A 20,709-nucleotide genomic window follows, 5' to 3' on the forward strand; every position below is an offset into this window, starting at 1 on the left:
GAACGGTCATTAAAATGTCGAATCTGCGCTTTCCTCAGGGAACAGACATGGTGCACCTTTTCCGGACTTCGCTCGGTGTGATGGCGCTCGCGGCGGCCGCTTTCGGCCCCGGCGGCGGGGCGTTGGCCGCCAATGGTCCGTTCCTCGCGCACCAGGCGCTGTATGACCTCAATCTCGTCAAATCGCGCTCCAATTCGGTCAACAGTGCCCGCGGCCGCATCCTCTACAATTTCACGGGGAACGCCTGCGAGGGCTATACCTCGGAATTCCGCCAGGTTTCCGAGCTCGACAGCGGCGAGGGCAAGGTCACGCTCAGCGACCTCCGCTCCAATTCCTGGGAGGACGCCGCCGGCAAGAGCTACCGCTTCAAGATCGAGACGCGCATGAACGAGGTGGATGCCGGCCGCGTCGACGGTTCGGCCGAGCGCGACGGCGACCACATAAACGTCAAGCTGAAGCTGCCGGCGCCGAAGAGCTTTACACTCGACGGCAAGATCGTGTTCCCGACCGAGCAGATCCAGCGCATCATCGCCGCCGCCAAGGAAGGCAAGTCGCTGCTCGAGCTCTCCGTCTATGACGGCTCGGACGACGGCCAGAAAGTCTACAACACGCTGACCGTGATCGGCCAGCCGATCCCCGCCGACCGCGCCACCTCGTCCGATCCGTCGACCTCGGACGAGCACATGAAATCGATGAAGCGCTGGCCCGTCACCGTCAGCTATTTCGATCGCGACGCCCAGCAGAAAGAGGGCGAGCAGACGCCGGTCTATGCGATGTCGTTCGAGCTCTACGAGAACGGCGTCTCGCGCCAGCTCGTGCTCGACTACAACGATTTCGTGATCTCGGGTTCGATGGGCAAGTTCGACGTCAAGGATAGCAAGCCCTGCAATTGAGGGGGCGTGCTCTCTCCTCCGTCATTGCGAGCCAACGGGTCCGCGCGGCGCGCGGCCCGATGACAGGCTCCGCGAAGCAATCCAGAATCCCTCCGCGGAACGATTCTGGATTGCTTCGTCGCTTCGCTCCTCGCAATGACGGGCTAGCTCTCAGCTCGCTCTCCAGCTACGCTCCTCCGAACCACGAATTCCGGGAGCCAGCCCATGCCGAAGCTCGACCATCTCCGCCCCAGCGGCCTGCATCACAATCCGGCCTATTCCCACGTCGTGACCGCGACCGGTGCGCGCACCATCTACATCTCCGGCCAGGTGTCGGTGGATGAGGAGGGGCGCATCGTCGGCGAGGGCGATATCGCCGCGCAGACGACGCAGGTGATGCAGAACCTCGGCCTCGCGCTGAAGGCGGCGGGGGCGACCTACGCCAACATCGTCAAGATCACGACGTTCGTCGTGAACTACAAGCCGGAGCTGCGCCCGATCATCGGCAAGGCCCGCTCCGCCTTTTTCGAAGGCATGGAGCCGCCGGCCTCGACGCTCGTCGGCGTCTCCGCGCTCGCCGCGCCGGAATGGCTGATCGAGATCGAGGCGGTCGCAGTCGCGGATTGAGGGACTGTAGGATGGGGAGAGCGCAGCGAAACCCATCGTCCTTGCCGCGTGGATGGAGCTTGATGGGTTTCGCTGCGCTCTACCCATTCTACGTTGCTATGGACAGCTCTTGCAGAACGGCTATCGCCTCATGCGCATGGTCAACGGGTACGAAGAGATGGTCGTGGTGGAACGCCGAAACAGCATTCACGCTGATGCCGGCTTCGGCGAGACGCGCGGTGATGGCCGCCAGGAAGCCGACCGCATCGAGCGCCGAGGGAACCGTGAGCGTGATCAAGCGTGAGGCGAATTCGTAGCGCAGTCCCGCGCGTTCGGCATCCTCCAGGAATGCTACGACCGTTGTGCCCTCCTGCTCGCGGAACGTCAGGAGGGGATTGAGTGCTGAGGGCACGCGCTGCCCTGCCGGGATCGTGCAGAACACGAAGATGCCCGGCTGCAGCTTCGGCTTCATGTGTCGCAGCAGCATCCGGAGATCGCGTTCACCTGACATCACTCCTGCGCCTTCTCCGGCCCGTCATAGGCGATGCCGCGGATCACCGCGGCGCTGCCGAATTTCTTGCGCAGGCTGTCCACCGCGCGCTCGGCGTGCGCGGCGCGGCGGTCGAGCATGTCGGTATCGTCGCTCGCTGAGCCTTCGCGCAGCGCGCTGACGCCGGCGCCCATCAGGCGGAAGGCGGTGCCGTCGATCTCCTTGGCCAGCATCTCGCGGCAGATCGAGAAGATCTTTGCTGCGAGCTGGGTCGGGGCCGCAATGGACTGCGAGCGCGTGCGCTGGCGGAAATCGGCGGTCTTCAGCTTCAGCGTGACGGTCGAGCCCGCAAGCTCGCTGCTCTTGAGGCGTGACGAGGTCTTCTCGCACAGTCGCCACAATATCTTCTCCAGCGTCGCGAAATCGCGGATGTCGGTCTCGAAGGTGGTTTCGCTGGAGATCGTCTTGGCGCCGCGGTCAGGCTCGACGCGGCGGTCGTCGATGCCGCGCGCGAGCCGCCACAGCCGGCGGCCGTCGCTCGGAAACTGCCGCATCATCTCGATCTCGTCGGCCTTCTGCAGGTCGGCGATGATGCGGAAGCCGCGCTGCACGAGGCGCTCCTGCGTCGCTGGTCCCACGCCGAAGATGAAGCCGACCGGCCTCGAAGCCAGCATCAGACGGGCTTCCTCCTGGTCGAGTGCGGCAAAGCCGCGGGGCTTGTCGAGATCGGAGGCGATCTTGGCCAGGAACTTGTTGCAGGACAGGCCGACCGAGACGGTGATGCCGATGTCACGCTCGATGTCGCGGGCGAAGCGCGCCAGCACCTTTGCCGGGATCATGCCGTGCACCCGTTCGGTGCCGGAGAGATCGAGGAAGGCTTCATCGATCGAGAGCGGCTCGACCAGCGGCGTCAGCGCCTGCATGGCCTGGCGCACCTCGCGGCCGACGCGGACATATTTGGCCATGTCCGGCCGGATCACGGTGGCATGCGGGCAGGCCTCCAGCGCCTTGAACATCGGCATCGCCGAGCGCACGCCATAGGTGCGGGCGATGTAGCAGGCGGCCGACACCACGCCGCGTTTCCCCCCGCCGATGATGACGGGCCTGTCGGCGATGTCAGGATTGTCGCGCTTCTCGACCGTCGCGTAGAAGGCGTCGCAGTCGATATGGGCGATGGTCAGGCCCGCCAGCGCGCGGTGGCGGACGAGGCGAGGGGAACCGCAGGCCGAGCAGCGCCGCACCTCCATATCCAGGTCGGCCAGACAATCCCGGCAGAAGCAGCGGGGCCCGGCCGGGTCGGCGGCCGTCACGGCACGTCGCGCTCCCAGGAGGGGTCGCCGAGCGCGTCCCCGAGGACCTGCCGCGCTGCGGCAACGTTGGTCGGATGCAGCTCCGAGGCGCTCGCGAAGGCCTTCACGGTGGCGTCATCGCGCAGCACGAAATCGAGCACGTTGAGGAGGAAATTCGGGTCCGAGGCGGCGTTCCGGAGGGTCTCCGGGCCCACACCTGTCTCAGCCAGGAACAGGCCCAGCCGCTCGGGCTCGCTCGCGACGAAGGACAGCGCCTGAATCGCAACGATTTCAGCGACTTCGCGGGGGTTGTGAACAGGCTTTTTCACGGGCCCGATTTGCCTTTCCGTTAACTTTCGGTGTCTACTTTGCATCATGCCCGAGTCTCCGCCTTGAGTCTTGCGACCCGGGGGCAAGCAACTGGAAACCACATCGCAGAAAGTGGCCCCTCGGCTTTAACGAAACTAGAGCGAATCTGAGGCTAGTTTGAATCCAGTTTTCGAAGCGCCGGAAAGCGGCGCCTGAGGCGTCACATGTATCCGGCTTCGTGCCAATCAGGAGGACGGGATGGCTAAGACCGTCCTGATCGTGGAAGACAACGAGCTCAACATGAAGCTCTTCCGCGACCTGTTGGAGGCGCATGGTTATCAGACTTCGGGCACCAGCAACGGTTACGAGGCGCTCGATCTCGTTCGCAAGATGCGGCCTGACCTCGTGCTGATGGATATCCAGTTGCCGCAGGTCTCCGGCCTCGAGGTGACGCGCTGGATCAAGGACGATCCGGAGCTGCGCGCCATTCCCATCGTCGCGGTCACGGCATTCGCGATGAAGGGCGACGAAGAGCGCATCCGCGAGGGCGGCTGCGAGGCCTATTTGTCCAAGCCGATCTCGGTCGGCAAATTCATTGAGACGGTCCGGCGTTTTATCGGATAGGAAGTGAGTTCAAAGTGTCCGCGCGTATCCTGGTTGTCGATGACGTTCCTGCCAACGTCAAACTCCTCGAAGCCCGCCTGTCCGCCGAATATTTCGACGTGATGACCGCTTCGAACGGCACCGAGGCGCTGGCGATCTCAAGGCGTGCCGAATGCGACATCATCCTGCTCGACGTGATGATGCCCGACATGGATGGCTTTGAAGTCTGCCGCCGCCTCAAGACCGATCCCGCCACGCACCACATTCCCGTCGTCATGGTGACAGCGCTCGACAGCCCCGCCGACCGCAACCGCGGCCTGGAAGCCGGTGCCGACGACTTCCTCACCAAGCCCGTCTCCGACGTCGTGCTGATCGCGCGCGTGCGCTCGCTGACCCGGCTGAAGATGATGACCGACGAGCTGCGCATGCGCGCCATCACCTCGCTCGAGATCGGCATGCAGACGCCGGAGCGCAGCGCCGTGGCCGACACCGGGAAGGGGGGCCGCATCCTGCTGGTGGACGACCGCGAGTCCTCCTACGAGCGGCTGGCGACCATCCTCGCCGCCGAGCACACCATCGACGTCGAGCCAAACCCGACGGAGGCGCTGTTCCACGCCGCCGAGGGCAACTACGACCTCCTGATCGTCTCGCTCGACCTCAACAATTTCGACGGCCTCAGGCTGTGCAGCCAGGCGCGCTCGCTGGAGCGCACGCGGCATGTGCCGATCCTGGCCATCGCCGACCCCGAGAACTCGACGCGGCTGCTCCGCGGCCTCGAGATCGGCGTCAACGACTATCTGCTGCGCCCCATCGACAAGACCGAGCTGCTGGCCCGCGCCCGCACCCAGATCCGCCGCCGCCGCTACACCGATCACCTGCGCGACAACGTGCAGAACTCGATCGAGATGGCGATCACCGACGCGCTTACCGGTCTGCACAATCGTCGCTACATGGAGAGCCATCTCGCGACCCTCGCCGAGCAGGCCTCGATCCGCGGCAAGCCCCTGGCGCTGATGATCCTCGACATCGACTACTTCAAGTCGATCAACGACAATTACGGCCACGACGCCGGCGACGACGTGCTGCGCGAGTTCGCGGTGCGCGTGCGCAAGTCGATCCGCGGCATCGATCTCGCCTGCCGCTACGGCGGCGAGGAGTTCGTCATCGTGATGCCGGAGACCGATCTTCACGTCGCCGGCATGGTCGCCGAACGCCTGCGCCGCTCGATCGCCGGCGAGCCGTTCGCGATCCACAAGGGCACCAAGCGCATCGAGGTCACGATCTCGATCGGCCTCACCACGCTGGAGCGGAAGGGCGAGGCGGTTGCCGACGTCCTCAAGCGCGCCGACACGGCGCTCTATCGCGCCAAACACGACGGCCGCAATCGCGTGGTGTCGCACGCGGCCTGAGGCCGCCACGACACAGAAATTGCGAAAACAACCCCATGCACAGTAGCCGGCGTTAGTCGGATCAATGGGTTACGCGGGTAGCCAAAAGAATTGCGCTGTCGGCGGCGCGATTTGACTTGTCGGGCAAAACAGGAGCATGTTGGTAGCGTCGCGAAATGGTCCTGACGAGTAGTCAGGCGCCCGCGCTTCCTCCATAAACTCCGCTGTCATTCCCCGCGAAAGCGGGGAATCCAGTACGCCGCAGACTGTCGGCTCCATCACAACCATCTCTGGAATACTGGAGCACCCGCGGGTGATGACACCGTGCCATGCGTGGAAGCGGTTGGTGCGGCGTGCGCTGCCTTCCCCACAGCTGGTGCAAGTCAAATTATGCGCGGAATCCCAGCGGTGCGGTCCCGGCTCCTGTTTGGCAGCTCGAAGCAGAGCCTCAAGGAATGAGATAGATCGGGCTGGACCAGGCCTGGTGACCGTCTTCCTGAGTCACACGTACGTAGACCGGCAAGTCCGCCTGGAGATCACGTCCCTCGACGCGATGCCGGATCCGCATAGACATCGCGCTGCCGTTTTCCGGCAGTCGCCAGACGCGCAGCCGCCGTGCCAGCCCTCCGGCTTCGATCACACGTTCGTCGGAACCGAGAGATGCCAAGTCGACGTCGAGCGAGGCAAGATTGGTTTCGATCGCCAGATGTCCCACAGCCTTGTCTTCGACGAGAACATCGAAGCCCGCCATGTTGCCTGTCGTCACGGATTTCCAGGAGACGATGTTTTCGCCGTCCGACCAGGACAAGGGCTGCTGCGGGTTGAGGAAGTTGATCGCTTTGACCTGCTTGATGCGGTTGCCCGAGAGCCGAGCCTTGCCAGTCCATGAGGTTTCCCGGCCGCGGCCCCGATACTCTGCGCCGCTCCACATCACGCGGATGCGTCGGCCGAGATCAGCGGCGGTGTAGGGACGGAACGTCTCGGCGACCTCCTTGCCGTGGAAGATGTCGATGCGCTCGATCGGTGCCGAGCCGGAGACATCGACGTCCAGGCTCAACCCGGTTCGGTTGGGTGCCACCACCGCGCCCATCAGGACGCTGGTGCCGCGCCGGGACTCCGTCGCTCCGAGCAACGGATCGTCGGCGTAGATCGCGACTGGTGTGTCGAAGGTGCCGTTCACATTCATGTAGAGGCGCGTTCCCGTCGTGCCGTATTGCCGGCGCGCGCGTAGCGCGTCGAAGACGCCGTCGCGAGTCAGTTCCGTTGCCAGATAGCAGGTGAGGCCGCCGATGGCGCCAAACGTCGATGCGCCGGGTTGGGTCGCGCCCTGGCGTCCCTTGTGGTCGTCACTGTGGCAGACGATGCCGGGGCGGTGCCCGAGATCGAAGGCGTCGTGGAGAAGCCATTCAAACGTGCCCCAGCTCGAATGGATCTCGACGGCGCGTTCGAGGCGACCGTCGTGCGCGACGCCGAGATCGGCGTATCGCCCGCCGACATGCGCGATCACGACCGCATCCTCTCTGGCCTGCGCCAAGGTGTCGAACAGTGCGCCAGCCGTATAGCAGTCTGCGTCGGCGGCATCATCGACGAGAATGCGCGAGGAGCGGTGGATCGGCCTGCCTTCGCGGCGGTAGAACACATTGCGATCGCCGCCCATGCCGGTGTTGCCCGACCATTCATAGCCGGGCAGGGTGACGAACCGGCCAGGCTCGTAGAGCTCGGCCGTGAGCGCGTTGAGCTCGGCCCAGAAACCGTCGGTGATCTGAAAATCGTTGCCTTGATGTCCGATCACGTCGAGAAACGCCTGGTCGCGGCCGAACAGGAAGTAGTCCCTTACAGGATTGGTGCCGATTGTCTCGCCGCTCTGCCCGTGCAGGTCTCCCCAGAAATGCCAAAAAGGAGCGCCGTCAACGATCCTCGCGGGGGTCGAGGTGCACAGGACGTGTCGATCCCCAGCCGCTCGGACGTCAATGCGCAGGTCGCCTGGCTTGAGGGCCTTCAAGCCGTCGATGACCAGGGTCCCGCGTTCGCCAACGGCGAGCGCATGCTCCGGCAGTCCGGAAATGCTTGAAGACGCGGTCAGGCGAACGGGCTGCGCTCCCTGCGCCGTCGGGTTGCCCCAGATGTCTTCGGCCGCGATGCACAGCCGGAAACTTTCGCCAAGGATGTTCTGGCTCGGCAAGCTCGCGCGCCAGCGCACCGCTTCTCCCGGTACGAGGCGGATGTGGGGTGAGAGCGGCAGCTCGGTGTACTGATTGGTCGCGAATGCGTCGACGAGGGTCTTGAACTGAAAATGCTCGACCGCCGTCTGAAGCCGAATGCCTGGCGATCCCGCCCTGCGGTCGCCCATCCTGATCGTGATGGTCTCGCCCTTGCGCAGAAAGCCGCGGCCGACCCGAACGGTCAAGCTGTTGGCCCAGGGGCGGACGCCGCTGCGATCAACGGAATATTCGAGCTTGGCGCCGTTCGAGGCCTCGATGGTCGTGTAGTTGAGAGCCTCGGGATCGCTGAACTGCGGCTTGCCCATATCGGAGGTCGTGCGCCAGCAGACGCGGAGCCCGCCGGTGTCGTCGATGCCGAAATCGCCCGCCGTGTACACGAAGGTGAGACTCTGCACCGAGCCGGCCGCGACCGGGTCTATCTGGTCCAGCGACATCGTTCCCATCTGGGCGGGCAGGTAGTCCTTGCAGATCATGTGACGTTCTTCTCGGTTCTTGTGATCGACGATGACCGGCTCATTCCATCATCCTGGCGACTTCTTCATCGAGACTGGCCAGAAGGGCCGTTTCGATCTCCAGGAATTCCGGTGCGGTGATGTCCCGAGGCCGCGGCAGGTTGACTTCAAACACCTGCTTGATCCTGGAAGGCCTCGCGGAGAACAAGTAAACCTTATCGGCGAGAAGCAGCGCTTCCTCGACCGAATGGGTGACGAACACGACGGTTTTGCGGTTGTCCTCCCAGATGCGAATGAAGTCATTGATGAGACGACGCTTGGTTTGCGCGTCCAGGGCGCCGAACGGCTCGTCCATCAGCATGACCTCTGGGTCGTAAGCCAGCGCGCGCGCGATCGCCACGCGTTGCTGCATCCCGCCGGACAAGGTGTGCGGAAAAGCCTTCTCGAAGCCTTTGAGTCCCACGAGCGAAATCAGATGCCGCACGCGCTCATCGGATGCGGCATCCCGACGTCCCTGGACGTCGAGCCCGAAGCGGATGTTGCCTTCGACCGTCAGCCAGGGAAACAGGACATATTCCTGAAAGACGATACCGCGGTCCGGCATCGGCCTGTCGACGGTCCGTCCGTTCATCGAGACCGTGCCGGAAGAGGGGTGCTCGAAGCCGGCGATCATGTAGAGCAATGTCGATTTGCCGCAGCCGGACGGGCCGATGAAGGCGGCGAATTCGCCCTCCGCGATCTTGAGCTCGGCATCGCCGATGGCATGCACCATCTCTCCGTCCGCCGTGCGAAAGCTCTTCGCGACATGAATGACGTCGAGCTTGGGCGCGGACGAGTCGATCTGCGTCGAGATTGTCATGGATTGGCTCTCCTCAGGCGGCGCGGACGGTGCCCCAACGCTCGATCGTGTAGCGTTGCAGCGGACGGAACAGACCTTTCTCGATCAAGAGGCCGAGCAACGCGATCATGACGATGCCGCCATAGACCGTTTCAGTGTCCATGAAGGTTCGGGCGTCGAAGATCAGATAGCCGAGGCCCCAGCCCGAGCCCGCCAGCATCTCGGCGCCCACCAGAGCGCGCCAGCCGTTGCTCACGGCGAGGATGTGGCCGGTGATGATCGAGGGCAGCGCTCCCGGCAGCAGGACCTTGAAGAACAGCTTGAAATGGCTCGCGCCCATCAGCTCGGCGGCCCACAGATGCTTCTTCGAGATGCCTCGCACGCCCGCGGCCGAGTTGTAGATGATCGGAAAGAGACCGGCGAGAAAGATCACGAAAATGATCGTCGCGTCCGTCATGCCGAGCCACAGGATGATGATCGGCACCCAGGCAAGCGTCGGAATCGGCATCATGACGGTGATGATCGGGTCGAAGAAGGCATGAACGCTTCGGTTGATGCCCATGAGCAGACCGAGGGCCGTGCAAATGACAGCGGCTAGCCCGTAGCCGACGGCAATGCGCCCGAAGCTCACGAGTGTATGCTTGAGAAGCACCGGCAGGGCGCCGTTCTCACTGTGGAGCAGGCGCACCATATTGGCCACGACCGCCGAGGGAGGCGGCATCAAGACCGGATTCATCAGACCGAGGCGGCTGCTGGCTTCCCACAGCAGCAGCACGGCTGCGATCGGCCAGCAGAACCGCAAGCCCGCGCGGATCATCTGGACACCATGTGCGGCTGCCGACGTGCCCGCCGGGCGGACCATGCCTTCGCGGGGCGTCACTTCGATTTCGACCGTCATCCGTCAGCCTTTCAGTTCGTGCCGCGCAGTTTGCGTGCGGCTTCGATGGCGCTGCCATCGAATGCCGTCGACCAGTCGGGTTCACTGCCGCGCAGCTTTCCGGCTTTCTTCAACAGCTCGAAATTGGCCTTGGCCTCGGCCTTCACCTGATCTGTCAGATCGATGGCATAGTCGGAGGAGGGGATCGACATCTCGATGGCGGTGCTGTCGATCTGCTGGCCCGCGCGATTCATGGTCTCGGTAATCACCTTGGCGGCGCCCGGCACGTCGTCACGCAGCAGTTTCTGGCCGTCCATGAAGGCCGCAAGATATTTCGCGAAGGCCTGCGGCTTCGCGGCCAGCGCCTTGCGGTTGGCGACGATGAAGATGGGGTTGTTGACGATCCCCTTGAAGCTGAAGATCGGTCGCGCGATTCCCTTGGCGATCAGCACCGATACGATCGGCTCCCAATAGATCACCGCATCGACCGAGCCGCCGGCGAGTGCCGCGATTGCTTCCTGGTCGCCGCTGTTGACGAGTTGAAATTCGCTTTCCTTCCAGCCGCGCGACGCGATGTAGGTCAGGAAGGCGGAATAATTGCCGGATCCGATCCTGATTGCGACCTTCTTGCCGCGCAAATCGTCCATCGACTGATAGGGCGATTCCTTGCGGACCACTGTCCGATAGGTGCCGCCGCCGGAACTTGCGACGCCGATGGCGACCACGTCCGGAGAACGCGACAGCAGCGTCACGAATGGCGTGATCCCGACCTCTCCGACCTCGATGGCGCCGGTGAGGATGGCTTCGTTGGCCTCGATACCGGTCGACATCTTGGCGACGTCGACGTTCAGGCCGTACTTGTCGGGATATCCGGTGTCCTTCGTCGCGATCGACGTGCTGGTCAGTCGATAGGCTGCCCGGATCATGTCCCGATCTGCGTAGGCCAGACGGGCACCGGTCACGAATACGACAGCGATGAGTCCCGCAGAGCACAGGGTGCGGCGGGCCTTTCTGAACAGGTCATGATCCATGGAAATTCCTCGCCAAATCGGCGGCCGCCCGTCAGGCGGCCACCAGCGTGAGAGACGGATGGCTGTCGAGACCGAGAACGTTGTCGATCGAGAATTCGTAGGAATCCGCGTTCATGTAGGCGCGGACCACATCGGCGGTCCGGCCATCCTGAAGCAAGCGCCGGCGATGAAGCACCAGCACCGGCGCGCGTTCGTTGATCTTGAGATGCTGGGCCGTCTCGCGTCCGGCCGATGCCGCGCGGATCGAGACTTCCGACTTCTTGATCGGTTGACCGAACACGCGTTCGATCAAATACGCCGTTGAATGGCTCGCAGCTTCCTCCCTTGAGATTGCTGCGACTTCAGCGCGAAGCCAGCCGACGACCATTCCGACCGGGCGGTCGTTCAGGAGGTAGAGCCGATCCAGGCGCATCAGCTGGCCACCTTCCGGACAATCGAAGAACGGAGCGATATCCGCCGGGGAGTCCTGCAGACCAAAGGCCAGCAGCCGGGACGAGGGGGCATGCTTCTGCGCGAAAAGCGTGTCGAAGAGTCTGTCCGCACCGCTCAAGCCCGTTCGGATCAGCGGGCGAGCCACGAAGGTGCCCTTGCCCTGCCGGCGATCGATCAAGCCTCTGGTCAGGAGGTCCTCGAATGCTTGCCGCACGGTGATGCGACTGACGCTCAGATGCCGGCAGAGCGCCGTCTCAGAGGGCAGCATCTGCCCTGGACCGAAATGGCCCCCTTCGATCTTCGCCTCGATTGCCCGGGAGATTTGGAGGTAGAGCGGCAGCGCGCTGTCGCGCTCCAGAGACAATTCCGAGAGTGTTGCGATGGCTTCCCGTTGTTTCAATCTCTTAACCCGTCCCAAGTTGTCCTAAGATGTCTTATTCAAGAGCCGTGCCAGGTGGGCAAAACGGGCAGAATCGGGCTTGGGAGAGCGGCCAGGGGCGTGCCAAGTGCTTGTGCCGCGTTTCTGGCGGTCCGGGTGGGAGCGTGCGGCGGACGTCATGCCCGGACCGGCGCGAAGATTGCCGACGGTTGAGGCAGTCTGATTGGGACGGCGGCGTTTATTGCGGCATGGACTTGCGTTGCTTCGCCGGCTTCGCATCACCACCCACATCCACCCCCGCATTGCGCAGCAGCACCGTCGCCGCTTCCTTCGCGGCGCGCGCCATCGCGGGATCGTCGCGCACGAGGTCCTGGGCGATGGAGCCATCGACCAGCAGCACGAGCTGCGTCGCCAGCGCATCCGCATCGGCAACGCCGAGCTCGGTCAGCCGGTCGCGAAACCAGATGCGGCGGCTTTCCTTGAAGGCAATCGCGATCTTCTTCACAGCGCGATCCGTGGGACCCAGCTCGGCGACGGCATTGACGAACGGGCAGCCGCGAAAATCTTTCGCCGCAAACCGCCGCTCCAGCGAATCGAACGTCGCGAGGATCTGCTCGGCCGGAGGTTTGTCGGAGGGACGCTGAGATACGAAGCGGCGCTCGAGATAGGCCGCGATCAGTGCGTCCTTGGAGGGGAAGTGGTTGTAGAGCGTGCGCTTGGAGATGCCGATCTCGGCCGCGATGGTGTCGACGCCGATGGCGCGAATGCCTTGCAGGTAGAACAGCTTGTCGGCGGTCTCGAGGATCCGCTCTTTCATCGTCTGTTGTTTGGGCGGGGGAGCCATGCGGCAGCACGCGTCCTGTTCGCTTGACAGCACCTGACATCCATAGCCTATGTAAACAGGTCTGTGTACCCAAAATCATCGGCAAAAGCAGACGACGGCATTTGCGCCGTGCCGACGAGGGAGAAGAAAATGCCCCTGCTGCAGGTCCTGCGTCCGACCTTGCCGATCCTGATCGGCGCCTCGATCATGCTGACGCTGAGCATGGGGCTGCGGCAGAGCCTCGGCATCTTCATGCAGCCGCTGACGCACGACATCCACATTTCGATCTCGGATTTCACGCTGGCGCTGGCCGTGCAGAACCTCGCCTGGGGCTTTCTCCAGCCGCCCGCCGGCGCGCTCACCGCGCGTTACGGCTTCCGCCCGATCATGATCGCGGGCGCGCTGATGTACATTGCGGGGCTCGTGCTGATGGCAACCGCGAACGGGCTCGTCAGCATCATGATCGGAGCGGGGGTGCTGATCGGGACGTCGCTGGCCTGCACCGCGGCGGCGATCGCGATGTCGGTGGCGGCGCGCGCGGTGCCGGAAACGGTGCGCTCCACCGTGCTCGGCATCGTCTCCGGCGCGGGCTCGCTCGGCGCGCTGTTGTCGGCGCCGATCGGGCAGATGCTCAACGAGGGTTTCGGCTGGCGCATCGGCCTTGCCGGCTTCGTGGTCATGTCGGTGCTGATGATCCCCGCCGCCTGGTATGCCGGCCGTGTCGACAGTATCCCGCTGCCGAAGCCGGCCGCCGACGAGATCGACGATGCCACGGCGGCGGCAGCGGCGAGGACCGCATTCGGCAATGCCTCCTTCGTGGTGATGACCTGCGCCTATCTCGTCTGCGGCATGCAGCTCGTGTTTCTCACCACGCACCTGCCGTCGTATCTGGCGATATGCGGCCTCGATCCGATGCTGAGCGCGCAGACGCTCGGCATGATCGGCGGCTTCAACGTGCTGGGCTCGCTGTTCTTCGGCTGGGCCGGCCAGCGCTGGAACAAGCTGGCGCTGCTCGGCGGCATCTACATCCTGCGCTCGCTGGCGCTCGCCTGGTACTTCACGCTGCCGGCGACGCCGTTCTCGACGCTGCTGTTCGGCGCGATCATGGGCTTTTTGTGGATGGGCGTCGGCCCGCTGGTCGCGGGCGCGGTCGCCGAGATGTTCGGCCTGCGCTGGCAGGCGATGATCCAGGGCCTCGCCTTCATGAGCCACCAGATCGGTAGCTTCCTCGGTGCCTATGGGGGAGGGGTGCTCTACGACGCGCTCGGCTCCTACACCATGGCCTGGCGCATCGGCGTCGCGCTGGGCCTTGCCGGCGGCATCGTGCAGGTTGCATTCGCATTGATCCGCCCGTCGCAGCCGCCGGCGCCGGTGTTGCGGACGGCGTAGCAGGGCGACCGGTCGCTTTCCTCAGCTTGGGAGCTTTCAGCGGACGCCGCGCAGTTTGGAGCGGACGTCTGGGGCTTCGGCTGACGCCTGCGTTTTCGAGCGAAGTGGACACCGCTTCGCGTCAAGAAAACGCGTCAAGGCTAGGATCCAGAGCCATTCCGAATCCATCGGAACGGGAAAGGCTTCCAGGTCACCAGGAATGGCGCCCAGCGTAGCCCTATCGGAAGCCATGTTGGAGTCTGTCTTGCTAGGACTTGTCGGACGTCAAGTCGTCTGATCACAAAACCGCTAGCACGCCCCTCGCCACAGGGACTAAGACATGGAATGGGCGGGCCATACGACGCATTGGACACTTGAGACCGGAGCTAAGGTGTGGCTGAGGACCAATTCCGGATTTCACGATTTTCCACCGGCAGGAACCGACCTGCCGATCATACTGGGTGATGCAACTGTCATCAGTACCCAGGTGGTGAGCTCGTCGCCGAGCAAGCTTGTCCTCGAGCTGGACGACGGCCATCGCCGAAGTCTGACGCCGGGCGCTTCACGCCTATCGCCTCGCGGATTTCCGGGCTCAGAGTGGATCGTGCAGCGGCGCGTGTAGCTAAGCGGTCGGCCGCTCGTCACGCGTCGAACGAAGTGATTTGTACCGATCAATCTGGTTTGCAAGGCGGACCCAGCTTTGCGACAGAGACTTCAGGAGTCTTGCTTCAGTCTCGTCGCGCGCTGATTGCATCAAGCTGAGGCATTCAATGGACTTGGCTCGACAATGTTTCACCGTTTCCATGAATGCACCCCACCCAATCGCCAAACATGTCCGCCAGCTTGACATACTTCCGGGCGAAAATCTGTGGGCTGGCTCACATTTCTTGTTGCGCCTGGTTCCGCCGCCATAAATGCGCTGAGCGTGGTCGACAGCATCGAGCAAGGCAAGCCAGCGCCTGTTTCGTGCGGTTCTTAGGCGTCTCTACACGGTTCGATAAGTGGTCGGTTCTGCGCTGAGGTCGCGGAGGCTGCGCGGCGTCACCTCGAGGATTGTGCGGCACAGCCGAGGCCCATGATCCAAGAGCATCGCGGGCGAGTCTCGGGATACGGAATCGACGGGTGCTGTCATCCTCATTCCGTCATTGCGAGCGCAGCGAAGAAATCCAGAGTGCCTCTGCGGAACGATTCTGGATTGCTTCGTCGCAAGAGCCCCTCGCAATGACGCCGTGGAAAAGAGTGGCGCGTCGATCTCCTTCTCGTGCCCCGGACACGCGCAGCGTCCGGGACATGTCGCGGAGAAAATGAAAACGGGGCCCGTGAGGGGCCCCGTCAAAGTCTTCAACGTCCCGCGATCTTACTTGATCTTGGCTTCGCGGAATTCGACGTGCTTGCGCGCTACCGGGTCGTACTTCTTCTTGACCAGCTTGTCGGTCATGGTGCGCGAGTTCTTCTTGGCGACGTAGTAGAAGCCGGTGTCGGCCGAGGACACGAGCTTGACCTTGATGGTGACCGCTTTGGCCATGTTCTGAACCTCAGAATATCGGGGAATCTGGAGCCGGCCAAACGGCCCGCGTTGGCCGGCAACCTAGCCAGAAACCGCCTGATGTCAAGGTTTTACAGCCCGAGAACCACCCAAATCGGGCCTATTACCCCTCAAAGAACCGGTTTTTCGGCCGCGGCAGGCCCAGATTCTCCCTCAAAGTGGGCCCTTCATACTCTTTGCGGAAAATCCCGCGCTTCTGGAGCTCCGGGACGACCTTGTCGACGAAATCGTCGAGGCCGGCGGGCAGGAACGGGAACATGATGTTGAAGCCGTCGGAGCCACGCCCGACCAGCCACTCCTCCATCTGGTCGGCGATGGTCTTTGCGGTCCCGACAAAGGACAGGCCGCCATAGCCGCCGACGCGCTGGGCGAGCTGGCGCACGGTGAGCTTTTCGCGCGCGGCGAGATCGACCATGCGCTGACGGCCGCTCTTGCTGGCGTTGGTCTCGGGGATCTCCGGCAGAGGGCCGTCGGGATCGAAGCCGGATGCATCGGTGCCGAGGATGACGGAGAGCGAGGCAATGGCGCTGTCGTAGTGCACGCGGCTGTCGAGCAGGGCGCGCTTCTCCCTGGCCTCATCGACGCTGTCGCCGACCACGACGAAGGCGCCGGGCAGGATCTTGAGGTGCTCGGGATCGCGGCCGATCTTCTCCATGCGGCCCTTGATGTCGGCGTAGAGCTTCTGGCCGTCGGCGAGGCTGCCGCCGCCGGTGAACACGGCTTCCGCGGTCTCGGCCGCAAGCTGCTTGCCGTCTTCGGAGGCGCCGGCCTGCACGATCACGGGCCAGCCCTGCACGGGACGGGCGATGTTGAGGGGACCGCGAACTTTCAGATATTTGCCCTTGTGGTCGAGCGTATGCATCTTCGCGGGATCGAAGAACAGGCCGCTCTCGACGTCCCGTACGAAGGCGTCGTCGGCGAAGGAATCCCAGAGGCCGGTGACGACGTCGTAGAATTCGCGGGCGCGCTTGTAGCGCTCGGCGTGCTCCATATGGTCGTCGAGGCCGAAGTTGAGTGCGGCGTCAGGATTCGAGGTGGTGACGATGTTCCAGCCGGCGCGGCCACCGCTGATGTGATCGAGCGAGGCGAAGCGGCGTGCGACGTGATAGGGCTCGTCGAAGGTGGTCGAGCCTGTCGCGATCAGGCCTATGCGCTCGGTGACGGCCGAGAGCGCGGACAATAGCGTGAACGGTTCGAACGAGGTCACGGTGTGGCTGCGCTTGAGCGCATTGATCGGCATGTTGAGGACGGCGAGGTGATCGGCCATGAAGAAGGCGTCGAACCTGCCGGCCTCGAGCTTCCGGATCAGCGTCTTGATGTGCGAGAAGTTGAAATTGGCGTCGGGCCAGGCCCCTGGATAGCGCCATGCGGCGGTGTGGATGCTGATCGGGCGCATGAACGCGCCAAGCTTGAGTTGCCGTTGTGCCATCGCCCGGGGTCCGTTCTTGGTGACGCTCGGGAAGACATAGGGACGCGGCGGAGCTCCGCCATCGGGCGCGGCGGGAAGATTATTTTGTTTTTTGCAGATCTCTCAGCACGTCATTCCGGGGCGCGCCTCTTGGCGCGAACCCGGAATGACGAGGAGAGAGCCGCGCCATGACGGCCTAGCTCAAAATATCCTTCTGCATCCTGCCGCCGTAGAAATGGAAGAACGGCACCGGCGCATCGTGGCGGAGCGGGCCGGTGGCAAGGCGGGTGTCGAGCTCGTTGAGCACGTTGCGCGTCATCGGATGGAGGTCGGCGAGCGGTTTCGAGCCGAGCTCGACCCAGACCAGTTCGACCAGCTCGGCATCGGCATGGATCACGCCCTCGACGCGATGGGTGATCGCGGAGGCATCGGCGGTGAAGAAGCGCGTGTCGAACCGCTTGACGCGGCCGGGCGGGGTGATCGCACGCGCGATCAGGAACAGACTGGACGGATCGGGCAGCAGGCCCGCATCCGCAAAGGGCTGCCAAGGGCCGTCGAGCCTCGTCACCTTGCCCTCAGCCTTGCGGCCGAGGCACAGGCCGGTTTCCTCACAGGCCTCGCGGATCGCGGCAATGGCGAGCGATTTCGCGCGCGAGGCCGGCGTCTTCGGGCTGCCCTTGGCGAGATTGGCCTCCAGCTCCGCGGTGATGGGCGCAGCACATGGCACGCGATAGTCGGCCTTGTCGACGCGGCCGCCCGGGAAGACGAATTTGCCGGGCATGAACACCACCTTGTCGTGGCGCTTGCCGACCAGCACTTTCGGAATGGCGCCGCTGCGATCGACCAGGATCAGTGTCGCCGCATCCCGTGGGCGGAAATAGGGATGATGGTCGGCTTCCTTCTCCTCGTGGACTTTGGTTTTCTCCGCTGCCTGCGCAATTTCCGTCATGTCCTCACCCAAACCGCTTCTTGCTTGTTGCTTACACAGGCGGAATACCATCCGGAGGGTTCTCGTCAAACCCGTGCATGCGCAGAGCCCATTGCAAGCCGACCACAGCTCCCTTCACCGGTTGCAGCAGCGCGAGCGAGGCGACGAGGGTGAAGGGCAGGTAGGCTGCGAAGCTGATCCAGACCGGCGTGGTGTAGTTGGTCTCGATCCACAAGACGGCCGGCACCACGACGTGGCCGACGATGACGATGACGAGATAGGCGGGCAGATCGTCGGCGCGATGCGGCGTGTAGTCGAGGCCGCATGTCGCGCAATTGTCCGCCGTCTTCAGGAAGGCGCGGAACAGCTTTCCCTCGCCGCAGCGCGGGCAGCGGCCGCGAAAACCGCGCTTCATTGCCGTCCAGACGTCGCGCTTCTCGACCAGGCCACTCTCGCGCGTCCAGATCTTCGGGGCCGTGCTCATCGTCACCATGCCTTGCCCTTCTGTCCCTTGCCTTTTCCCTTGTTCTTGCCTTTGCCCTTCTTCGGCTTGCCGGATTTCGGCTTCGCCGGCTTGCGTTTTCTGTCCGGGCTGCGTCCGGGCTGCGCCTTGAACGAGGGACGGCGTTGCGGACCGGGTGACCTGCGGTCGCGCGGCGCGGTCTCACTGGAGGACGACAGCAGCTCGAAGCGTAACGCGCCTGCGATGGGAGCAGCCTCTATCAGGCGGACATCAACCACATCGCCCAACTGGTACATGGTGCGGCTGCGTGTGCCGACCAGCGCGTGACGGCTCTCGTCATAGTTGAAATATTCCGTGCCGAGGGATCGGATCGGGATCAATCCGTCGGCGCCGGTCTCGCTCAGCTTGACGAACAGGCCGGCGCGCGTGACGCCGGAGACGCGGCCCTGGAAGCTTGCGCCGATGCGATCGGCGAGGTGATGGGCGATCAGGCGGTCGACGGTCTCGCGCTCAGCCTTCATCGCGCGCCGCTCGGTCAGAGAGATGTGGGCGGCGACCTCGCTCAAGGTCTCGGGCGTCTCGCTGTCGGGCAGGGCGCCTTCGCCGAGGCCGAGCGCGCGGACCAGCGCGCGGTGCACGACGAGGTCGGCATAGCGGCGGATCGGCGAGGTGAAATGCGCATAGCGGCGCAGGTTCAGGCCGAAATGGCCGTAATTCTCGGAGGAATATTCGGCCTGCGCCTGGGCGCGCAGCACGACTTCGCTCACCAGCGGATAGTAGTCATGGCCTTCGAGCTGGGCCAGCACGCGGTTGAACAGTGTCGGGCGCAGCGCGCCTGATTTCGTGAAGGGGACGTCGAGCGTCTCCAGAAATTCCGCGAGCGCGTGCACCTTCTCCAGCGTCGGCTCGTCATGCACGCGGTAGATCAGCGGCAGCGATTTCTTCTCCAGCATCTCGGCTGCCGCGACGTTGGCGAGGATCATGAACTCCTCGATCAGCTTGTGCGCATCGAGCCGCTCAGGCACGACGACGCGATCGACCGTGCCGTCGCTTTTCAGTAGGATCTTGCGCTCGGGCAGATCGAGATTGAGCGGATCGCGCTCGTCACGCGCGCGCTTGGCGCAGGCATAGGCGGCATAGAGCGGCTTCAGGATCGGATCGAGCAGCGGGCCGGTGGCGTCGTCGGGCCGCCCGTCGATCGCAGCCTGCGCCTGCGCGTAGCTGAGCTTCGCGGCCGAGCGCATCAGGATGCGGTGGAAGCTGTGCGAGCGCTTGCGGCCGTCGGGGCCCAGCACCATGCGAACCGCGAGCGCGCCGCGCGGCTCGCCAGGCACCAGCGAGCAGAGATTGTTGGAGATGCGCTCGGGCAGCATCGGCACGACGCGGTCGGGGAAATAGACCGAGTTGCCGCGGTCGAGCGCGTCGCGATCGAGCGCAGCGCCCGGCCGGACGTAGAAGCTGACATCGGCAATGGCGACGTTGACGATGAAGCCGCCTTTGTTGTTCGGATCGTCATCGGGCTGCGCGTGGACGGCGTCGTCGTGGTCTTTTGCGTCCGGCGGATCAATCGTGACGAGCGGGACGTCGCGCCAGTCCTCGCGTCCCTTCAGATTGGCGGGCTCGGCCGCCTCCGCCTCGCGCTCTGCGGCGGCGGAGAATTGCAGCGGGATGTCGTGAGCGTAGATCGCGATCAGGCTGATCGCTTTCTCGGACTTGACCGAGCCGAGCTTCTCCTTGACGCGTCCTGAGGCCAGGCCGAAGCCGCGCGAGCGGACGATGTCGACGCTGACGAGGTCGCCATCCTGCGCGCCGCCTGTATCGGCCTTGGCGATGTTCAGCTCGCGGTCGGCGAATTTCTTGTCGACGGGAATGAGCCGTCCGCCGCCTTCGGGAAGCTCGCGGAACACGCCGAGGATGCGGCTCTTGGCCTTGTCGATGACCTTGATGATGCGGCCGCGCCAGGCCGGGCCTTCGGTCTCCTCCGAGCGCTCGACGCGCAGCAGCGCACGGTCGCCGACACCGGCGGCGGTGCCGGGTTTTGGCCGGCGCGGCATCTCGATGAGGATCTTCGGCGGCTCGCCGCTCTCGACCTCGTCCCATTCGGCGGGGGAGGCGATCAATTCGCCGTCGGAGTCGCGGCCGGTGATGTCCGCGAGCAGCGTCGGCGGAAGCGTATCCGGCTCCGAGATCTTGTGGCGCTTCTTCTTGACGATGCCGTCGTCGGCGAGCTCGCGCAGCATGCGCCTGAGCTCGGCACGGTCGGCGTTCTTCAGGCCGAACTCGCGTGCAATTTCGCGGGTCCCGACATTTCCCTGATTTGCCTTGATGAAGGCGACGATGGCGTTCCTGTCGGGAAAGCCATGGTCATTCTTGCGTTTCACTTAG

At 64.1% G+C, this 20,709-nt stretch carries 19 protein-coding genes; 5 read left to right on the plus strand and 14 right to left on the minus strand.

Going from position 1 to position 20,709, the window contains the following annotated elements; translation table 11 throughout:
- Window positions 1-47 precede the first annotated feature (47 nt).
- Both XH96_RS17320 and XH96_RS17325 read left to right on the plus strand, forming a co-directional pair.
- The gene (locus XH96_RS17320) at window positions 48-893 is read left to right on the plus strand and encodes a cell envelope integrity EipB family protein (protein WP_194393513.1); all 846 of its coding nucleotides are present in this window, start codon (window positions 48-50) and stop codon (window positions 891-893) included.
- Between the two features lie 204 nt (window positions 894-1,097).
- On the plus strand, window positions 1,098-1,499 hold the full coding sequence (locus XH96_RS17325; RefSeq protein WP_194393514.1) for a RidA family protein: 402 nt from the start codon (window positions 1,098-1,100) through the stop codon (window positions 1,497-1,499).
- 88 nt (window positions 1,500-1,587) lie between these two features.
- Here the strand turns inward: XH96_RS17325 and XH96_RS17330 are convergent, their stop codons facing one another.
- From XH96_RS17330 to XH96_RS17340, 3 genes are read right to left on the minus strand one after another with little or no spacing between them, the layout of a single operon-like run.
- The gene (locus XH96_RS17330) at window positions 1,588-1,989 is read right to left on the minus strand and encodes an ACT domain-containing protein (protein WP_194393515.1); all 402 of its coding nucleotides are present in this window, start codon (window positions 1,987-1,989) and stop codon (window positions 1,588-1,590) included.
- A complete protein-coding gene (locus tag XH96_RS17335; protein ID WP_194393516.1) occupies window positions 1,989-3,278 on the minus strand; it encodes a DNA polymerase IV in 1,290 nt (429 codons plus the stop codon). The genes XH96_RS17330 and XH96_RS17335 overlap by 1 nt, the downstream gene beginning before the upstream one ends.
- On the minus strand, window positions 3,275-3,586 hold the full coding sequence (locus XH96_RS17340; RefSeq protein ID WP_061877289.1) for a DUF3572 domain-containing protein: 312 nt from the start codon (window positions 3,584-3,586) through the stop codon (window positions 3,275-3,277). Before XH96_RS17340 ends, XH96_RS17335 begins: the two co-directional genes overlap by 4 nt.
- A gap of 238 nt (window positions 3,587-3,824) precedes the next feature.
- Here XH96_RS17340 and XH96_RS17345 point away from each other — a divergent pair, with 238 nt between their 5' ends.
- Together XH96_RS17345 and XH96_RS17350 are read left to right on the plus strand one after the other, a co-directional pair.
- Window positions 3,825-4,190, plus strand: coding sequence for a response regulator (locus XH96_RS17345; protein ID WP_028177873.1), 366 nt, complete (start codon window positions 3,825-3,827; stop codon window positions 4,188-4,190).
- Window positions 4,191-4,204: 14 nt separating this feature from the next.
- Window positions 4,205-5,578 carry a PleD family two-component system response regulator gene (locus tag XH96_RS17350; RefSeq protein ID WP_131867980.1) on the plus strand — a complete coding sequence of 458 codons (1,374 nt, stop codon included), beginning with the start codon at window positions 4,205-4,207 and terminating at the stop codon, window positions 5,576-5,578.
- A 427-nt stretch (window positions 5,579-6,005) separates the two neighbouring features.
- Here the strand turns inward: XH96_RS17350 and XH96_RS17355 are convergent, their stop codons facing one another.
- The 6 genes from XH96_RS17355 to XH96_RS17380 form a co-directional block, all read right to left on the minus strand.
- A complete protein-coding gene (locus XH96_RS17355) occupies window positions 6,006-8,252 on the minus strand; it encodes a DUF3604 domain-containing protein (RefSeq protein ID WP_194393517.1) in 2,247 nt (748 codons plus the stop codon).
- A gap of 40 nt (window positions 8,253-8,292) precedes the next feature.
- Window positions 8,293-9,090 carry an ABC transporter ATP-binding protein gene (locus tag XH96_RS17360; RefSeq protein WP_194393518.1) on the minus strand — a complete coding sequence of 266 codons (798 nt, stop codon included), beginning with the start codon at window positions 9,088-9,090 and terminating at the stop codon, window positions 8,293-8,295.
- A 13-nt stretch (window positions 9,091-9,103) separates the two neighbouring features.
- The gene (locus tag XH96_RS17365) at window positions 9,104-9,967 is read right to left on the minus strand and encodes an ABC transporter permease (protein ID WP_194393519.1); all 864 of its coding nucleotides are present in this window, start codon (window positions 9,965-9,967) and stop codon (window positions 9,104-9,106) included.
- An 11-nt stretch (window positions 9,968-9,978) separates the two neighbouring features.
- Complete coding sequence (locus XH96_RS17370) at window positions 9,979-10,977, minus strand: ABC transporter substrate-binding protein (RefSeq protein WP_194393520.1); 999 nt, start codon at window positions 10,975-10,977, stop codon at window positions 9,979-9,981.
- A gap of 31 nt (window positions 10,978-11,008) precedes the next feature.
- Complete coding sequence (locus XH96_RS17375) at window positions 11,009-11,773, minus strand: GntR family transcriptional regulator (protein WP_210337893.1); 765 nt, start codon at window positions 11,771-11,773, stop codon at window positions 11,009-11,011.
- A 253-nt stretch (window positions 11,774-12,026) separates the two neighbouring features.
- On the minus strand, window positions 12,027-12,632 hold the full coding sequence (locus XH96_RS17380) for a TetR/AcrR family transcriptional regulator (protein WP_194393522.1): 606 nt from the start codon (window positions 12,630-12,632) through the stop codon (window positions 12,027-12,029).
- A gap of 129 nt (window positions 12,633-12,761) precedes the next feature.
- Between XH96_RS17380 and XH96_RS17385 the strand changes: the two genes are divergently transcribed.
- Window positions 12,762-14,000: an MFS transporter gene (locus XH96_RS17385; RefSeq protein WP_194393523.1), complete on the plus strand. Its 1,239-nt coding sequence runs from the start codon at window positions 12,762-12,764 to the stop codon at window positions 13,998-14,000.
- A gap of 1,336 nt (window positions 14,001-15,336) precedes the next feature.
- Here XH96_RS17385 and rpmG read toward each other — a convergent pair.
- From rpmG to rnr, 5 genes are all read right to left on the minus strand, one after another.
- Window positions 15,337-15,504, minus strand: a complete 168-nt coding sequence (gene rpmG, locus XH96_RS17390; protein ID WP_007603295.1) for a 50S ribosomal protein L33 — start codon at window positions 15,502-15,504, stop codon at window positions 15,337-15,339.
- A 124-nt stretch (window positions 15,505-15,628) separates the two neighbouring features.
- Window positions 15,629-16,954: an LLM class flavin-dependent oxidoreductase gene (locus XH96_RS17395; protein WP_194393524.1), complete on the minus strand. Its 1,326-nt coding sequence runs from the start codon at window positions 16,952-16,954 to the stop codon at window positions 15,629-15,631.
- A 175-nt stretch (window positions 16,955-17,129) separates the two neighbouring features.
- The gene (locus tag XH96_RS17400) at window positions 17,130-17,882 is read right to left on the minus strand and encodes an NUDIX domain-containing protein (RefSeq protein ID WP_194393525.1); all 753 of its coding nucleotides are present in this window, start codon (window positions 17,880-17,882) and stop codon (window positions 17,130-17,132) included.
- Between the two features lie 31 nt (window positions 17,883-17,913).
- Entirely contained in the window at window positions 17,914-18,354 is a 441-nt protein-coding gene (locus XH96_RS17405; protein ID WP_194393526.1) for a DUF983 domain-containing protein, read from the minus strand.
- Entirely contained in the window at window positions 18,348-20,705 is a 2,358-nt protein-coding gene (gene rnr / locus XH96_RS17410) for a ribonuclease R (RefSeq protein ID WP_194393527.1), read from the minus strand. The genes XH96_RS17405 and rnr overlap by 7 nt, the downstream gene beginning before the upstream one ends.
- Window positions 20,706-20,709 lie beyond the last annotated feature (4 nt).

Origin of the sequence: Bradyrhizobium sp. CCBAU 51765, assembly GCF_015291725.1 — a bacterium.
Lineage (GTDB): Bacteria > Pseudomonadota > Alphaproteobacteria > Rhizobiales > Xanthobacteraceae > Bradyrhizobium > Bradyrhizobium liaoningense.

What these genes read in the sequence shown, in the direction of transcription:
- XH96_RS17330 (WP_194393515.1), bottom strand. Translation starts at nt 1,989, where the DNA reads ATGTCAGGTGAACGCGATCTCCGGATGCTGCTGCGACACATGAAGCCG.
- rpmG (WP_007603295.1), bottom strand. Translation starts at nt 15,504, where the DNA reads ATGGCCAAAGCGGTCACCATCAAGGTCAAGCTCGTGTCCTCGGCCGAC.
- XH96_RS17365 (WP_194393519.1), bottom strand. Translation starts at nt 9,967, where the DNA reads ATGACGGTCGAAATCGAAGTGACGCCCCGCGAAGGCATGGTCCGCCCG.
- XH96_RS17385 (WP_194393523.1), top strand. Translation starts at nt 12,762, where the DNA reads ATGCCCCTGCTGCAGGTCCTGCGTCCGACCTTGCCGATCCTGATCGGC.
- XH96_RS17325 (WP_194393514.1), top strand. Translation starts at nt 1,098, where the DNA reads ATGCCGAAGCTCGACCATCTCCGCCCCAGCGGCCTGCATCACAATCCG.
- XH96_RS17380 (WP_194393522.1), bottom strand. Translation starts at nt 12,632, where the DNA reads ATGGCTCCCCCGCCCAAACAACAGACGATGAAAGAGCGGATCCTCGAG.
- XH96_RS17320 (WP_194393513.1), top strand. Translation starts at nt 48, where the DNA reads ATGGTGCACCTTTTCCGGACTTCGCTCGGTGTGATGGCGCTCGCGGCG.
- XH96_RS17400 (WP_194393525.1), bottom strand. Translation starts at nt 17,882, where the DNA reads ATGACGGAAATTGCGCAGGCAGCGGAGAAAACCAAAGTCCACGAGGAG.
- XH96_RS17360 (WP_194393518.1), bottom strand. Translation starts at nt 9,090, where the DNA reads ATGACAATCTCGACGCAGATCGACTCGTCCGCGCCCAAGCTCGACGTC.
- XH96_RS17355 (WP_194393517.1), bottom strand. Translation starts at nt 8,252, where the DNA reads ATGATCTGCAAGGACTACCTGCCCGCCCAGATGGGAACGATGTCGCTG.
- XH96_RS17395 (WP_194393524.1), bottom strand. Translation starts at nt 16,954, where the DNA reads ATGGCACAACGGCAACTCAAGCTTGGCGCGTTCATGCGCCCGATCAGC.
- XH96_RS17405 (WP_194393526.1), bottom strand. Translation starts at nt 18,354, where the DNA reads ATGGTGACGATGAGCACGGCCCCGAAGATCTGGACGCGCGAGAGTGGC.
- XH96_RS17370 (WP_194393520.1), bottom strand. Translation starts at nt 10,977, where the DNA reads ATGGATCATGACCTGTTCAGAAAGGCCCGCCGCACCCTGTGCTCTGCG.
- XH96_RS17345 (WP_028177873.1), top strand. Translation starts at nt 3,825, where the DNA reads ATGGCTAAGACCGTCCTGATCGTGGAAGACAACGAGCTCAACATGAAG.